The 15,799-nt window shown below is 43.2% G+C and carries 14 protein-coding genes and 1 other annotated feature; of the genes, 2 read left to right on the top strand and 12 right to left on the bottom strand.

The window, feature by feature from the left end; translation table 11 throughout:
• Positions 1-122 precede the first annotated feature (122 nt).
• From deoC to QF117_RS17995, 6 genes are all read right to left on the bottom strand, one after another.
• Positions 123-899 carry a deoxyribose-phosphate aldolase gene (gene deoC / locus QF117_RS17970; RefSeq protein ID WP_282387348.1) on the bottom strand — a complete coding sequence of 259 codons (777 nt, stop codon included), beginning with the start codon at positions 897-899 and terminating at the stop codon, positions 123-125.
• Positions 900-1,424: 525 nt separating this feature from the next.
• Entirely contained in the window at positions 1,425-2,687 is a 1,263-nt protein-coding gene (locus tag QF117_RS17975) for a NupC/NupG family nucleoside CNT transporter (protein ID WP_282387349.1), read from the bottom strand.
• Between the two features lie 205 nt (positions 2,688-2,892).
• Positions 2,893-3,675, bottom strand: a complete 783-nt coding sequence (locus QF117_RS17980; protein ID WP_282387351.1) for a TatD family hydrolase — start codon at positions 3,673-3,675, stop codon at positions 2,893-2,895.
• Positions 3,672-3,851, bottom strand: a complete 180-nt coding sequence (locus QF117_RS17985) for a hypothetical protein (protein ID WP_282387353.1) — start codon at positions 3,849-3,851, stop codon at positions 3,672-3,674. Before QF117_RS17985 ends, QF117_RS17980 begins: the two co-directional genes overlap by 4 nt.
• Positions 3,852-3,890: 39 nt before the next feature.
• Positions 3,891-4,664, bottom strand: coding sequence for a peroxide stress protein YaaA (yaaA, locus tag QF117_RS17990; RefSeq protein ID WP_282387355.1), 774 nt, complete (start codon positions 4,662-4,664; stop codon positions 3,891-3,893).
• A 95-nt stretch (positions 4,665-4,759) separates the two neighbouring features.
• Positions 4,760-6,190, bottom strand: coding sequence for a sodium:alanine symporter family protein (locus tag QF117_RS17995; RefSeq protein WP_282387356.1), 1,431 nt, complete (start codon positions 6,188-6,190; stop codon positions 4,760-4,762).
• 723 nt (positions 6,191-6,913) lie between these two features.
• Between QF117_RS17995 and QF117_RS18000 the strand changes: the two genes are divergently transcribed.
• Positions 6,914-7,093: a DUF3545 family protein gene (locus QF117_RS18000; RefSeq protein WP_282387357.1), complete on the top strand. Its 180-nt coding sequence runs from the start codon at positions 6,914-6,916 to the stop codon at positions 7,091-7,093.
• 110 nt (positions 7,094-7,203) lie between these two features.
• Here the strand turns inward: QF117_RS18000 and QF117_RS18005 are convergent, their stop codons facing one another.
• From QF117_RS18005 to nfo, 3 genes are all read right to left on the bottom strand, one after another.
• Positions 7,204-7,755 (bottom strand): hemerythrin domain-containing protein, encoded by a 552-nt coding sequence (locus QF117_RS18005; RefSeq protein WP_282387359.1) that lies wholly within the window; start codon positions 7,753-7,755, stop codon positions 7,204-7,206.
• Positions 7,756-7,954: 199 nt separating this feature from the next.
• Complete coding sequence (gene ung, locus QF117_RS18010) at positions 7,955-8,623, bottom strand: uracil-DNA glycosylase (RefSeq protein WP_282387361.1); 669 nt, start codon at positions 8,621-8,623, stop codon at positions 7,955-7,957.
• Positions 8,624-8,965: 342 nt separating this feature from the next.
• Positions 8,966-9,841: a deoxyribonuclease IV gene (nfo, locus tag QF117_RS18015; protein WP_282387363.1), complete on the bottom strand. Its 876-nt coding sequence runs from the start codon at positions 9,839-9,841 to the stop codon at positions 8,966-8,968.
• 339 nt (positions 9,842-10,180) lie between these two features.
• Here nfo and grcA point away from each other — a divergent pair, with 339 nt between their 5' ends.
• The gene (grcA, locus tag QF117_RS18020; RefSeq protein ID WP_017035416.1) at positions 10,181-10,558 is read left to right on the top strand and encodes an autonomous glycyl radical cofactor GrcA; all 378 of its coding nucleotides are present in this window, start codon (positions 10,181-10,183) and stop codon (positions 10,556-10,558) included.
• 122 nt (positions 10,559-10,680) lie between these two features.
• Here grcA and thrC read toward each other — a convergent pair whose 3' ends face one another.
• The 3 genes from thrC to thrA are packed head-to-tail and all read right to left on the bottom strand — an operon-like array spanning position 10,681 to position 15,391.
• A complete protein-coding gene (gene thrC / locus QF117_RS18025; RefSeq protein WP_282387364.1) occupies positions 10,681-11,964 on the bottom strand; it encodes a threonine synthase in 1,284 nt (427 codons plus the stop codon).
• Positions 11,961-12,917: a homoserine kinase gene (thrB, locus tag QF117_RS18030; protein ID WP_026026524.1), complete on the bottom strand. Its 957-nt coding sequence runs from the start codon at positions 12,915-12,917 to the stop codon at positions 11,961-11,963. The genes thrC and thrB overlap by 4 nt, the downstream gene beginning before the upstream one ends.
• A gap of 14 nt (positions 12,918-12,931) precedes the next feature.
• Complete coding sequence (thrA, locus tag QF117_RS18035; protein ID WP_282387365.1) at positions 12,932-15,391, bottom strand: bifunctional aspartate kinase/homoserine dehydrogenase I; 2,460 nt, start codon at positions 15,389-15,391, stop codon at positions 12,932-12,934.
• 29 nt (positions 15,392-15,420) lie between these two features.
• Positions 15,421-15,537, bottom strand: a sequence feature (Thr leader region).
• Between the last annotated feature and the right edge of the window lie 262 nt (positions 15,538-15,799).

The raw sequence follows: 15,799 nt of genomic DNA on the forward strand, positions 1-15,799 counted from the left end.
GAGCCTCCCAAGCGATTACGCATGGTTAGTAAGGTAAAGAGGTATATGGAGCAGACTAGATCAGCTCGACCTAGTCACTCCACGAATCAGACTTATTATGTTCCGTTCAGGACCAGTAACGTTTAGTACGCTGCTGGATCTGCCGTTTTGTCTGTTACTTCTAATGTATTTAATAGGTTAGTCAGCAGGCTTGATGCACCAAATCGATAATGCATATTGTCAGCCCACTCGGCACCTAAAAGATCATCAGCCATACCTAGGTAAGCTTGTGCATCTTCCGCAGTGCGAACACCACCTGCAGGCTTAAAGCCGACCGTTTTAGCCACGCCCATATCGCGAATAACTTCAAGCATCATGCGTGCGTATTCTGGCGTAGCATTCACTGGCACTTTACCCGTTGAAGTTTTGATGAAATCAGCACCCGCTTCAATACAAATCTGCGATGCTTTCTTAATCAATGCTTCTTCTTTCAACTCACCCGTTTCGATGATCACTTTTAATAAAATATCGCCACACGCTTCTTTACATTGCTTCACCAACTCAAAACCGACTTTTTCATTGCCAGCCATCAACGCGCGGTATGGGAAGACAACATCCACTTCATCAGCACCGTAAGCAACGGCTGCCTTTGTTTCTGCAACGGCGATGTCAATATCGTCATTACCATGAGGGAAATTTGTTACGGTTGCAATGCGCACTTCTGGTGTGCCTTGTTCGCGCAATGTCTTCTTCGCAATGGGTATAAAGCGAGGGTAAATACAAATTGCAGCAGTGTTACCTACGGCTGTTTTCGCGTCATGACACAGTGAGATCACCTTTGCATCGGTGTCATCATCATTTAGCGTGGTTAGATCCATTAATTTAAGTGCTCGTAGTGCTGCTGCTTTTAAATCGCTCATTTCTATCTCCGATCAATAGTTTCAATTCATTTTCTATCGAGCTCGCCCCCATATTATCAACAAAAAGTTGGGGCAAAGTGGGCTCAATAGCCTTAAATGAACGGACTTGGTTCCTTGAAGACTCAGTACATACAGCGAACATGTACTAATTGCTATCCTTGTCACCGCACAGTACCAATTATGGTCCATGGCACTACAATCAATGATTGCGGTGTCTGCGTAGGCAAATCATTTGCCTGTTTTGAGATGTATTACCGTGAAGAGTTGTTATTCACGCACTCAACAATGTCTATCCAACCTATACAGTATAGATATTCATCGCAAAACTGTAGCACCAAATAAAACGCAAACGGTTTGTATCTCAAAAATCTTACTCTATCTTACTCCTTATTCTCCTCTTAGCGATAAAAGCCATTTATCCACTAACTATAAAAGTGTATCGCCAGAAAACAAAAAAGCCCCGCAGCACACTAGGTGGCTACGGGGCTTTGTTAAAAGGCGTCTATATAATCTAACTCTTCTTTCTTAGAAAGACAGGAATAGGCCAGCAATTGTTGCTGCCATTAAGTTAGATAGAGTACCTGCTGCAACGGCTTTAACACCCATGCGTGCAATCTCTTGACGACGGCTAGGAGCAAGGCCACCTAGACCACCAAGTAGAATCGCAATTGAAGAAAGGTTAGCGAAACCACATAGAGCGAAAGCAATGATTGCTTGCGTCTTCTCTGTCATTACCGCGCCTGTCGATGCAAGAACTTGAGCGTTTTCACCCACGTAAGGTACAAAGTTTAGGTACGCTACGAATTCGTTCACAACCAGTTTTTGACCGATGAAAGAACCAGCAACTGTTGCTTCAGCCCAAGGCACACCAATTAGGAATGCTAGAGGAGCAAACAACCAACCTAGAAGCATTTCTAGTGTTAGGTGGCCCATACCGAACCAACCACCAACACCACCAATGATGCCGTTCACTAGGGCGATAAGACCAATGAAAGCAAGTAGCATTGCGCCAACGTTTAATGCAAGTTGAAGACCAACAGATGCACCGCTTGCCGCTGCATCGATAACGTTAGCTGGTTTATCAGCGCCGCCATCAATGTCTTCACCTAGCTCATCAGCAGCCTGTTCTGTTTCTGGCTTGATGATTTTTGCGAATAGTAGACCACCAGGTGCCGCCATGAATGACGCAGCAACTAGGTACTCTAGTGGAACACCCATAGATGCATAACCCGCTAGTACACCACCAGCAACAGATGCTAGGCCACCACACATTACTGCAAATAGCTCAGACTGAGTCATCTTAGGAATGAACGGACGAACCACAAGTGGTGCTTCCGTTTGACCTACGAAAATGTTCGCAGCAGCAGACATTGATTCTGCACGAGATGTACCCAATGCTTTTTGTAGACCACCACCCAAAATCTTGATAACCCACTGCATAACACCAATGTAGTAAAGCACAGAGATTAATGCAGAGAAAAAGATAAGAGTTGGTAGTACTTGGAAAGCAAAAATGAAGCCGATACCATCAACTGAGAAGTTAACTAGGTTTCCAAATAGAAACCCTGTACCGTCTTTACCGTAGTCGATTACGTTCTGTACACCAGCAGAGAAGCCAGCTAGAAGATCACGACCCCATGGTACGTAAAGTACGAAACCACCGATTATAAATTGAATTGCGAAAGCGCCACCTACAGTACGTAGATTAATCGCTTTGCGGTTGTCAGATAAAAGAACTGCTATTCCAAGCAGAACGAACATCCCGATGATACTCATAAACAGGCTCATAGTTTATGATTTCCTTATTAGTTATTTATTGGCGTGTAACAAAAAGTGGAGCTAAAAAGCACGGTGATTATACGCAGCATGAATGAGATAAAGTAATGCAGTACTCACACTTTCTGTTAAGACACACACTTCATTCACTCATAAATGCGACTTAAATCACACCAATCTCATGCAAAAATCATAGAACCTACAACTTATTTAGAATTCATTCACAAATAAATAGCGATCTATGGCTACTTTCCCACAACGATTGCGCAACCGTTTGCTCCGGTTGTTCTTTAAGCAAAGCCAGTTCTGATAAGACTTTTGGCAACATTTTAGGGTGATTTCTCTTCCCTTGAAAACCGCACATAGGCATATCAGGCGCATCAGTTTCAATAACCAAATAGTCCAATGGTAAATCAGACATTGTCTTTCTCGTTTTGTTCGCCCTTGGGTAGGTGATGGTTCCACCCACACCGATATAAAAACCTAATTCAATAAAATCCATCGCTTGCTGCAAGCTGCCAGAAAAACCGTGCAATATACCGCCTTTAGCAAGCGGGTACTTTTTTAATAATGGGATGAGGCGATGGTGCGCTTTATGGCAATGAAGAATAACGGGTAATTGATACTGCTGAGCCAATTCTAGTTGTATTAACAAATACCGCTCTTGCAATGCTTGGGAGGTATCAATTGAAAAGTCGAGCCCGCATTCGCCAATGGCAACACACTGGGGGGAACGGAGTTCAAGAGCCTGTGAAAGTGCTTTGACGTCTTGATCTGCTGAATCATTAAGAAAATAAGGGTGAAAACCCAAAGCATGGTAAATTTGAGGGTGCCGCGAAGAGAGCAATTGCACCGCTTGCCAGTTGCTCTCATTTATTGCAGGAATAAGAAACTTCTTAACCCCTTCTTGCTCAGCTGACGATAGTTCTGCATTGAAGTCACCTTGAAAATGCTCAAAGTCAAAGTGACAATGCGTATCAAACAAAGGGGGCATTGTCATGGTTGGTTCTTGTCACTATGACTTTCAGCCATTGAATGACTCTCCGCGATTGAATCGTTTTCGGTCGATGGATCTTTTTTGTAAGGCACACAGCTGCGCTTATTTTCTGGTGTCAACCCCATAGACACGCACCATGCATCGTATTTATTTAACCAAAACGTTAGCCACTTCACCATTGCCGTGCTTACCTTCTAAATACGTCCACCTAAAACGGGTTAACGTTCCTCACGTTTAAACACGAGCTCTTTGTGGGAAGATTCAGCTTCAACAAAGTAATAACCTGCGCTATCAAACTGAGTCAATGCTTCAATCGAATCAACCCTATTTTCGATAATATATCGAGCCATCATGCCGCGTGCTTTCTTTGCGTGAAAACTGATGACTTTATACTGCCCATTTTTGCAGTCTTTGAACACAGGCGTTATCACCGTGGCATCTAAGCTCTTTGGCTTGACCGCTTTAAAATATTCATTCGAGGCTAAGTTGATCAATACATTATCGCCTTGAACATTGATATCGTGATTCAATTTATCGGTAATCAGGTTACCCCAAAATTGATACAGATTGGTGCCACGCGGATTAGCCAGTTTCGTTCCCATTTCAAGGCGGTATGGCTGCATAAGATCTAAAGGTTTGAGTAGGCCATATAAACCCGACAACATTCGTAAGTGCTGTTGGGCAAAGTCCAGATCCCCTTGAGAAAGAGTGGCCGCATCTAACCCGGTGTACACATCCCCTTTAAATGCAAAGAGTGCTTGGCGGGCGTTTTCTAACGAGAAGGTTTCGCTCCACTGTTCAAACCGAGCCACATTTAGCCCAGCAATTTTGTCACTGACCTTCATCAAGGCGGTAATGTCCGCTGGGGTCAACTGACGGCATTCATCGATAAGCTCTTTTGAATGGGGGATAAAGTCTGGCTGAGTAAATTGCTCTGTGGGTAACGGAGACTCGTAGTCCAACGTTTTTGCTGGTGAGATAACGACTAGCATAGTGTAAATTCCATATTCATGAGACGTCTCTAGACTACAAAAAAAGCCACGCGTTGTCTGCATGGCTTTTCAATTACTCTAATCAGTCAAACCGATTAGCTTTTTTTGCTGTTATCCCAAATACCATCTTCTAACTGAGATTGAAGCTCTGGAAAGTCATTCGCATCAAATGTAGGAAGCTTACCCGCATCCAATTGGCGATTGTAATCTTTGGCCAGTTTGATCACGATGCCAGACAACAAGATGATCGCCACTAAGTTCACTATGGCCATTAACCCCATAGAGACATCAGCCAGCGCCCACACGGTTGGTAGAGAAGCTAACGAACCGAACATCACCATGCCAAGCACCACAAGCCTAAACAACGCCAGTCCTTTCTTATTGTTGTGCTCTAAGAATATCAGATTCGTTTCTGCGTAGGAGTAGTTCGCAATGATAGAGGTAAAGGCGAAGAAGAAAATCGCCACCGCAACAAAGATTCCACCCCAATCACCAACTTGAGCCGTTAATGCACGCTGCGTTAACTCAATGCCGGTAATTTCACCGTGAGGAACGTATTCACCAGACATTAAGATAATAGCCACCGTACATGAACAGATCACGATCGTATCTGTGAATACACCCAGCATTTGAACATAACCCTGTGAGGCAGGGTGCGGTGGATACGGTGTCGCAGACGCTGCCGCATTAGGCGCAGAACCCATGCCTGCTTCGTTTGAGAATAGACCACGCTTAATGCCTTGAATCATAGCTTGAGCGATGGCATAACCGAGCCCGCCCGCAGCCGCTTCTTGAAAACCAAATGCGCTTTTGAAGATTAATGCCAATACATCTGGCACCTTTTCGATGTTCATCAGCACAACGTAAACCGCGATCAACAAATAAGCCAATGCCATAATAGGAACAATCAGCTCTGCTGTGCGAGCAATCTTACGAATTCCACCAAAGATGACGAACGCTGAGATAATCACAATAGCGATACCAACGTACAGCTCTTCAAAACCAAATGCATTGTTCATGGCACCTGCAATGGCATTTGCTTGTACTGCATTGAATACCAGTCCGAAGGCTATGATGAGGAAGATAGAAAACAAGACCCCCATCCAACGCATACCCAGGCCTTTTTCCATGTAGTAAGCAGGGCCACCACGATAGTTACCATCGTTATCGCGTGTTTTATACAGCTGAGCCAGCGTGCTTTCTGCAAATGATGTCGCCATACCGAGCATGGCAATCAACCACATCCAGAAAATGGCGCCAGGGCCACCAGCGGTTAGAGCGACCGCAACCCCCGCCATATTACCGGTACCAACACGAGCAGCTAAGCTAGTACAAAGGGCCTGAAAAGATGAGATACCCGCTTTATCTGCTTTACGGCTATTTTTAAGAACACTAAACATGTGGCCGAAATGGCGAAACTGAATGAAACCAAGACGCACAGTAAAGTAGATACCAACGCCAACAAGTAAATACACTAGAATCGAACCCCATAGGAGATCGTTCATCAAATTAATTAAGTCTGTCACAAGAACCTCTCTCGGTATTTGCACTACTTTTAGCTAAACAAGCCTGGGGCTTACAGAGCTTAGTGCTAAAACTCATATTGCTCATCAACGGCAGAGCAATAAATATCTATTATTTTTGTAATGATGCTTGTTGTGTTAAACCGCAATCGTTGTCTAACTCATCACCCCTATATTTTTTGACCGCAGGATGATGACGCTTGGCTTCACAAAAATCAATAATCATAATGTTTCATATTAATGTAATTATCCGCTAATTTTCATTGTGAATTTAACACAAAAAACCAAAATAAATCACAAGTGCCACACATAGACATTGTTAAGTTTCAACATTAATAATTTATTACGTCCTTTAGGCATCATTTGACAGTAAAAAGTGGTTTAGGGCAGTGAGAGAAAGGAGCGGCGCGTTTTCAGGGATTTAACGTCAGCTAATGGATGTTTGACTGACCTTAAGCGAACCAAAAAAGTAAATGTTAACGATTATCCAACCTAGAAGCCCTTCATCTGTCTGTCCAAATCAGCGGAAAACTTTATTCATCTTCGTCATCTATTTGCTCAGTTATTCATCATTTCGGCTTTTATTTTTGTGATACTTAGTAAGAAACACACATAAAACCTTCATAAAAAAGAAACAAATGAGAAACAAATCAAGGATAGGCTTATGCAAACCGTGGTATTAAAAAGACTCTGTTTCAGGCTTAATAGAATAAATTGAGGTGGCTTATGGAAGGCATGCAGTTCGATGAAGTTATGGATATATCATTCCCACGAGGTAAAGCAGCTCGCTCTAAACCGGTCAAACGCAAGTGGAGAGAAATAGAAGCAATCAAAGACCGCCAGCGTTTACAAAAAGAACTGCTTGATATGGATATGAACTTTAAAGTTGAAGACTTGGATATTTAGCCTGAGTTCATTGTTTGAATTAAGAAAATCAAAGGCGCTATAACTCAAATTAGCGCCTTTGCTTTTAGTCACTAGCCACAATTGTCAATGCCTCTTGCAGCGATTCATCATCACAGAGACTCAGATTCCAGCAAAGTGATTCTTCGAGACAGCTGCTGATACTTGTCAGCGATGGTATCACCAAATAATGGATCATCCTCACTGACATCCCACAACTCTTCCACCCTTTGCCAATCAGTCGCCTTGAAAGTACGCTCAATCAGAGGTAAAACCGATCCTTCTTCCACTTCTAAGTGACGCCTTTGCGCTAATAAAAACTCGTCGAGAAGGCTAATAAACAGTTCTTGTGGGATCACTGCATCCTTGAGAATCATATCGACCACATCGAGAAATTCATGTGTTTTCTCAGACAGTTGTTGATGCTCAAGCTCAAGATTGCTGATCTCAAATTGATGCCCATAATGCGTCAGAAAATAGTGATACAGAATGTCTTCTTTTGGGTGATGCACTTTCTCTGAATGGTTGGTCAGGTAATCAACGATATCTCGCACAAGCGAGTAGCTAATGGCTTGTTCATCTTTCAACAGCAGTAACTTTTGGTTCAGTATTGCCAGTAAGCGGACCATATACCCATGCTCACGCCGAATCCTTTCTATCATCATAATAGTCTCTCCATAACACCTACTTTTAGTCAGTGTATATGAGACAACCTTAACGCATATTGAGCTTGTTCAAATAACCATCAAATACTGGCTTGTTACAATTGACTCTTGTTTGACTCATGAACCTGTTCGCCATCTAGTGCTATTTCATTATTCTTATGGTCATGCTGAGATAACACACAGTGGCACCGCCTGTATGTTAAAGCATCCAATCAATCGGGGATATTTTTTGCTTCACTAAAAGTGCATTTGTTTGAGAGAAATGCCGACAGCCGAAAAAGCCGCGATGGGCAGAAAGAGGCGATGGATGAGGTGCGCTTAAAACATAATGTCTATTTTGATCAATAAAGCGCCCTTTCTTCTGGGCATGCGCTCCCCAGAGTAAAAACACAATGCCTTCACCTTGCTGAGCTAATGCATCAATCACTTTGTCGGTAAACCGTTCCCAACCAATTTTGGAATGGGAGTGCGCTTTACCTTGCTCAACTGTGAGCACTGTATTTAATAACAATACACCTTGCTCGGCCCACTTCTGAAGGCATCCATGTTCGGGGATCTCAAAGCCTTTAATATCTTGTGCTAACTCTTTGTACATGTTTGACAGTGAAGGGGGAGTTTTCACATTAGGGAGAACAGAGAAGCTTAACCCGTGAGCCTGGTTCGGGCCGTGATAAGGGTCTTGACCAATAATAACGACTTTAACCTTATCAAAAGGGGTAAGCTCAAACGCACTAAACACATGGTCTGGCGTTGGATAAATGGATTTTCCAGACAAACGTTCGTTTGATATAAACGCCATCATCTCGGTAAAGTAGTCTAATTGTTTTTCGGCATTGATAAAATCACACCATTGAAGAGAACGCGTCATCAAGTATCCCTATAAATTGCAGTTTTATCCATTTTATACAGAATGCATGCAATTTACAGGGATCCGATCTTACTCACGATGTTTTTTGGGGGGTTCGAAAATGGCCTGGCCCCGTAATATGGCGATTAGGGGTTGGCATGCGTGACGCTCTTGACGTATAAGCACTCGGCGTATGGGTTCTCGTTGACATAATGGCACTCCTCTTTTTTGCAACCATCAAATATGAGCCATCAACGCTTTTCTAGCTCAACATGACTTGGGCTTTTTATGCCGTCTCGCTATCAAATGTTGACTCTCATGAGGAGTAATGAAAGATCAGTGCCAACTTTTACAAACCTATGATTAACTGATTGAGTTTAAATGAATATTTCTCAATGTGTTTATTTCATCTGGCCATATATCTGGATCAATTGTTTCTAAAATCAATGGGATAGAATCAAAACGTGGATCTTTAGCGATGTATTCAAAACAGCTCCAACCTATTTCCCCCTTCCCTAGTGAGTGGTGACGATCCACACGACTCGCCAATTCTACTTTAGAATCATTAATATGCATCGCACGAAGATAGTGCATACCAACGACACGATCGAACTCATCGAACGTTTTGTCGCACGCTTCTTTATTACGTAAGTCATACCCTGCACTGAAGGTGTGGCAAGTATCGAGGCAGACTCCGACACGAGTTTTATCCTCAACTTGTTCAATAATTGCCGCTAGGTGTTCGAAACGCCATCCAAGATTGGTCCCCTGCCCTGCGGTGTTCTCGATAACAGCAATCACATTGGGAACCGCTTGGTGCGCTAAATTTATCGATTCCGCTATCAAAGATAAGCACTCATCCTCAGAGATCTTCTTTAAATGACTCCCAGGATGAAAATTCAGCAGAGTGAGACCCAACTGTTCGCATCGTTCCATTTCGTCGATAAACGCGGCTCTCGATTTAAGAAGCTTTTCTTCTTCTGGAGCACCAAGGTTAATAAGGTACGAATCATGTGGAAGAATATGTTCGGTGGTAAAGCCCAGCATTTTGCAGTTCGCTTTAAATGCGCTAATCGTTTTAGCCTCAAGCGGTTTGGCTTTCCATTGCCTTTGATTTTTAGTGAATAATGCGAAAGCATTCGCTCCAATTTCTCTCGCTCTCAATGGTGCGAGATCGACACCACCCGCTGCCGATACATGAGCCCCTATCAACTTGTTGCCATAGTTTTTTATCTTCATTGCCACAAACTCACTGTCTAATCGATCGTTCACAAACTTGATTTTATTCGTTATTTCGTCGTTTTATAGCGTGTTTTTGTCCAAAAATCATCTTTCTACAATGTTGTAAAATTACAACAAAGATCACGTTAAAATTTATTTTAATCTATAAAATATTTTATAATTCATTATTTAACAGTGACTTATTGATCCAGATCAATAAAATAACCTTAATAAAGATAATGTTTTTGGTTGTATTTTGACCCAAATCAATATTAAAATAGACGGCATCAGATAAGAATTTTTTGCTCAACTTAAAATTTAACAACAAGTACCACGTACGTGGACTAGGAGAAAGTTATGATCCAAGGTATTCAAATTACAACGGCTGCAAACGACGATCTACTTAACTCAATTTGGCTGCTAGACAGCGAGACTAACGAAGCTCGTTGTGTTGCTGCTGCAAGCGGTTACGAAGCAGACCAAGTTGTTGCTATTAGCGATCTTGGCGAGTATGAAAGCCGTGAAGTTGCCATCGAAACGCCCGCTAAAATTGAAGGTGGTCAACACCTGAATGTAAACGTTCTTAAGCGTGAAACTCTGGAAGATGCTATTGCACACCCAGAAAACTACCCACAGCTGACTATTCGTGTTTCAGGTTACGCGGTACGTTTTAACTCGCTAACAACTGAACAGCAAAAAGACGTTATCGCACGTACTTTCACAGAGTCTCTATAATTAAACGTAAGTTTTCACTGACAACGTTTAAAGTGACATAAAAAAGCGGCGCTATCTGATAGCGCCGCTTTTCTATTTGTCAGCCCCATCGTTTAATCTAGAGGCTTATTTGTCTCATTCTTTTAGCTCTGTACTCGGCGCAATACCGCTTTAAGCGCATCAAAATCATCAGCCAAATCTTCTGACAACAATTCCATCGCTCCGTGCTTAGCTAAAGGCCCTGGGACATCAATATCGGTAGATAAGATCTCATCAACCACTTCTTTAAACTTAGCTGGGTGAGCAGTACACAAGAATAAGCCTGTTTCACCATCTTGCAGCTGTTCACTTAAAACACGGTAAGCTATTGCACCATGCGGTTCACATAAATAGCCTTCATTATGCAAATCACGGACAGACTCTGCACTTTGCTCATCAGTCACCATGCCTTTACCTAGCGTATCAAGACCCCAGCCTTTTAATTGGCACAACTCTTCGATGCGTGGCCAGTTGTTTGGTTGACTCACGTCCATCGCATTCGACGTTGTTGCGACGGTTGGTTTTGGATCCCACTTACCCGTTTCTAAGTAACGTGGAACCGTATCATTCGCGTTGGTTGCAGCGATAAATCGCTTAATTGGTAAGCCTAATGCTTTGGCAAGTAGACCTGCTGTTAAATTACCAAAATTGCCACTAGGGACAGAAACCACTAAGTTTTCACGTTCTTGCTTACTCAGCTGAGAAGCCGCCTCAAAGTAATAACAAATCTGAGCCATTAAGCGGCTAATATTAATAGAATTCGCTGAGTTTAGACCAATATCTTCACGTAGCTGAGCATCATCGAAAGACTGTTTTACCAGCGCCTGACAAGCATCAAAATCACCATCAATCGCCACCGTGTGAATATTTCCACCCAGGGTACAAAATAGCTTTTCTTGCAGTGGGCTGATCTTACCTTTCGGGTAAAGAATCACAACATTGATGTCTTCCATACCATAGAACGCATGAGCCACTGCCGCGCCTGTATCGCCTGAAGTCGCGGTCAAAATAGTGATTTTCCCACCATTAGAGACTGCCGCTAAAGATTGAGCCATAAAACGGCCACCAAAGTCTTTAAACGCCAGTGTTGGGCCATGGAATAGCTCTAGTGCATACACACCCTCTTTTACTTGCTTAATCGGTGCAGGAAATTGAAACGCTTCTGCTACTAAGCCAGTCACCGTTTCTTTTGACAATTCATCACCAATGAGTGCTGACAAGATTTTTGCACTGCGAGACGTAAAGTCTTCTGCTAAGAGCGCATCAATGTCGTCAAACTTAGGTAATTCTGATGGGAAAAATAGACCTTGATTACGGCCTAGACCTTGGCGCACGGCTTGGCCAAAAGAGACTTGTTCATCATTTTCTTTGATGTTGTAGAGCTTCATAGTGAACTTCCTGTAACGGTCGAGCCTTGCTTATCTAAACGACAAACATGGACGAATCCTTCTTGATTTTGTACGTAATTTTGTTCAAGCCAACGAGCAACTCGCTCAGCGACTTCTTTATCTTTGCAAACACTAAATAGCGTTGGGCCGCTACCAGAAATTCCGGTGGCCAGCGCCCCTGCTGACATCGCGTACTTTCTCGCGTCAGCAAAACCGGGGAGCAGTTTCTCACGATATGGTTCTGCGATCACGTCTTTGATCATTTTTGCCGCCAATTCAGGCTGACCAGAATGGCAAGCGTGAATAAAACCCGCTAAGTGTCGGCCATGAGCAATGATATCTTGACGACGATATTGAGAAGGCAGTATTTCACGCGCTTCAGCGGTAGAAACGGTAATACCTGGATAAGCCATCACCCAGTACCACTCATCAAAACATGGGACTTCCTGACTAATGATACCTAGCTCTTCCAACATCAGTTGTAATCCACCTAGATAACACGGAGCCACGTTATCGTAGTGGATACCACCAGAGATCTTACCTTCCATCTCACCCATTAATGCTAACAGTTCGGTTTCATTTAATGGTTGCCCATGAAAGCGGTTAAGAGCATCCAATGCAGCAACGATTGAACACGCGCTAGAACCTAGCCCTGAGCCGATAGGCATGTTTTTTTCAAGCGTCATTTCTAACGGCTTAAGCTCAACATTCTTTTTTGCTAATTCACGAGCAAACACGACCCAGCAATCATAAACTATGTTGTCTTCCATGTTGCTCGGCAATTTAGCAACAAAGCTTCCGGCTGTTTTTAAACTAAAAGGCTGACTGCCACTTTTTACCAGTACTCTATCACCTAACAGAGTGCCATCAATTGGTGAGACCGCAGCGCCCAGAACATCAAAACCAACGCTCACGTTGCCTATCGAGGCAGGAGCATAAACCACTACATCCATCGAATCACTCATGGTTATACTCCTAACTTCCAACCAAGGGTACGCATAACATCAGAGAAAACCCCTGCTGCAGTTACTTCTGTGCCTGCACCATAGCCACGAAGGACCAATGGAATAGGTTGATAGTAGCGGCTGTAAAATGCCAACGCATTTTCACCGTCTTTAATTTTGTACATTGGGTCATTTTCATCAACGGCAGCAATGCGAACCTTGCATTTTCCATCTTGAATTTCACCCACATATCGCAATACTTTGCCTTCTTTAGCGGAATCGGCACAAAGCTGTTGGAAATATGCATCGGCTTCAGGCAAGCGCGCCATAAACTCTTCAACACTGCCTGAATCATCAAAGCCCGGTGGCAGCGCTTGATCTACAATCACATCTTCTAACTCTAATGCCATACCCGCTTCACGAGCAAGAATGAGCAGTTTACGAGCCACATCCATACCGGAAAGATCGTCACGAGGATCCGGTTCAGTAAAACCATTATCTTTAGCGATATTGGTCGCTTGGCTGAGGGTCATTCCTTCATCTAGCTTCCCGAAGATATAAGAAAGCGATCCCGATAAGATGCCGTTGAATTTTTCCAGTTCATCGCCCGCAGAGATTAAGTTCTGCAAGTTCTCGATAACAGGAAGGCCGGCGCCTACCGTTGTTTCATACATTAATTTACGACGGGAGCTACGGGCAACCTCACGCAATTGGTGATAATACGCCATGCTGGATGTGTTGGCTTTCTTATTGGGTGTAACAACGTGGAAACCCGCCCCTAAGAAATCCGCGTACTGGTTAGCAATCACTTCGCTGGACGTACAATCCACTAACACAGGGTTGATAATGTGGTTACGTTGCACCAAAGAAATAAGACGCGCTAAGCTAAACTCTTCCGTGGTGTTTTGCATTAGGTCTCGCCAATGCTCCAAAGGTAAGCCCTCACTATCGAGCAACAAGCCCTTGCTATTGGCTAAACCACACACGCGAATCACAATACCTTTATCAGCCAGTTTCGCTTGCTGACGCTGAATCTGATCCACTAATTCGCCACCAACACCACCGATACCGACAACGAAGACATCCAAGAAGTGCTTTGAATTAAACAGATTCTCATGACACGCTTTAATTGCTTCCGCAATTTTGTCTTCAGGGATAACCGCAGAAATCGCTCGCTCAGAAGAACCTTGTGCGATAGCCACAATGTTGACATTCACTTCAGCCAGTGAAGCGAAGAACTGTGATGCAACACCACGAGAAGTACGCATACCATCACCGACCAGTGTCACGATAGCGACGTTATCCATGAATTCGACAGGCTCAAGTAAGCCATCTTTTAACTCAAGTTCAAAAGCATCACTCAACACTTGTTTAGCGCGTAGCTTATCCACTGATTCAATACAAAAGCTTATACTGTATTCCGACGAGGATTGTGTAATAAGGACAATAGACACACCTGCCGATGACATGGCGCCAAAGACACGGCTCGCCATTCCAACCATGCCTTTCATACCTGGCCCTGAAACGTTAACCATCGTCAGGTCATTCAGCGTGGTGATCCCTTTGATTGCCAGGTTATCTTCACCAGTATCTTGGCCAATTAACGTACCTGCGCCTTGTGGGTTAAAGCTATTTTTTATCAAGCATGGGATGTGGAATTGGGCAATCGGTGCGATGGTTTTTGGATGAAGTACTGACGCTCCAAAATACGACAGCTCCATCGCTTCTTGATAGCTCAATGATTTTAACAGGCGCGCATCGTCAACTAAGCGCGGGTCACAGTTGTAAACGCCATCAACATCTGTCCAAATCTCACAGCAATCAGCACGTAAACAAGCCGCTAATACCGCAGCGGAGTAGTCAGAACCATTACGCCCTAGAGTAACCAATTCACCTTTTTCATTACCCGCCGTAAAACCAGGCATGATATTCACATGCCCTTCAGGAAGCGGGTTTTGTTTAAAGTTTTGAGTTGAAACTTCCACGTCGACCATCGCTTCAAGGTGGTCACCTTTCGCAAACAGATATTGGACAGGATCAATCAGGCTCGCTGGCTGATTTTTCGCTTCAAGAACCGACTTCATTAATTGGATTGAAATTCGTTCGCCTTTACTGATAATGCGAGCATTCACATGGTTAGGGCACATCCCCAATAAATTGATGCCATGAACGAACTGGCGTAATTGAGATAAAGAGGTTTTCATTTGCTCGTTAAAGCCTTTACCGCAAACATTTGGCAGTTCAGACTTAATTTTCTCAAACAGCTCTTTAAAAGACGACTCAAGTTCTGAGATCTGTAAATCAGCTTCACCGTTTTGAAGAGCAGCCTCTATGACTGCGACTAATTTATTGGTTGTTTTACCTGGTGCCGACAGTACGACGGCCACTTCTTCTTGTTGTGCATTATTAGCAATGATGTCCGCCGCTCTTAAAAAACGATCAGCATCCGCTAATGATGAACCTCCAAACTTTAATACTCGCATCCCTTCTCTCCAAAGTTTTTAAACTGATATAAAAAAAGGCCTGTATCTCGTGGGATACAGGCCTTTTTTGAATTTCTTTTCGGTTAGCAGCCTGCCCCAACATTGTTCATGTCGGTAATAATAATGGTGGTGGTCATTACTAGTGTGCGGCCATATAGCATAGAAATTTCTCTAACCTCGTGTCTCATTAACTATACGTTTACCTTATTTAGGCTCATTTAGTCAACGAAAAGTTGGTTTTTTTAACTTTTCACGGTAATTACCTTGTTTATTTTGCTGTCATGCAATCGTTTACGGCTAAATATCAAAAATGAAGGTTTTAATAACTAATTACTATATAGAAGGGCTGACAGTTGGTTAGATTTTGTGCTTTACTTAGGCTTAAACAAAAATAACAAAGTACGGCAA

Origin of the sequence: Vibrio sp. YMD68 (assembly GCF_029958905.1) — a bacterium.
Classification (GTDB): Bacteria; Pseudomonadota; Gammaproteobacteria; order Enterobacterales; family Vibrionaceae; genus Vibrio.

Bases quoted from the DNA above. Each gene is read 5' to 3' on its own strand.
- deoC (WP_282387348.1), bottom strand. From the start codon at position 899: ATGAGCGATTTAAAAGCAGCAGCACTACGAGCACTTAAATTAATGGAT.
- QF117_RS17975 (WP_282387349.1), bottom strand. From the start codon at position 2,687: ATGAGCCTGTTTATGAGTATCATCGGGATGTTCGTTCTGCTTGGAATA.
- QF117_RS17980 (WP_282387351.1), bottom strand. From the start codon at position 3,675: ATGACAATGCCCCCTTTGTTTGATACGCATTGTCACTTTGACTTTGAG.
- QF117_RS17985 (WP_282387353.1), bottom strand. From the start codon at position 3,851: ATGGTGAAGTGGCTAACGTTTTGGTTAAATAAATACGATGCATGGTGC.
- yaaA (WP_282387355.1), bottom strand. From the start codon at position 4,664: ATGCTAGTCGTTATCTCACCAGCAAAAACGTTGGACTACGAGTCTCCG.
- QF117_RS18000 (WP_282387357.1), top strand. From the start codon at position 6,914: ATGGAAGGCATGCAGTTCGATGAAGTTATGGATATATCATTCCCACGA.
- QF117_RS18005 (WP_282387359.1), bottom strand. From the start codon at position 7,755: ATGATGATAGAAAGGATTCGGCGTGAGCATGGGTATATGGTCCGCTTA.
- ung (WP_282387361.1), bottom strand. From the start codon at position 8,623: ATGACGCGTTCTCTTCAATGGTGTGATTTTATCAATGCCGAAAAACAA.
- nfo (WP_282387363.1), bottom strand. From the start codon at position 9,841: ATGAAGATAAAAAACTATGGCAACAAGTTGATAGGGGCTCATGTATCG.
- grcA (WP_017035416.1), top strand. From the start codon at position 10,181: ATGATCCAAGGTATTCAAATTACAACGGCTGCAAACGACGATCTACTT.
- thrC (WP_282387364.1), bottom strand. From the start codon at position 11,964: ATGAAGCTCTACAACATCAAAGAAAATGATGAACAAGTCTCTTTTGGC.
- thrB (WP_026026524.1), bottom strand. From the start codon at position 12,917: ATGGATGTAGTGGTTTATGCTCCTGCCTCGATAGGCAACGTGAGCGTT.
- thrA (WP_282387365.1), bottom strand. From the start codon at position 15,391: ATGCGAGTATTAAAGTTTGGAGGTTCATCATTAGCGGATGCTGATCGT.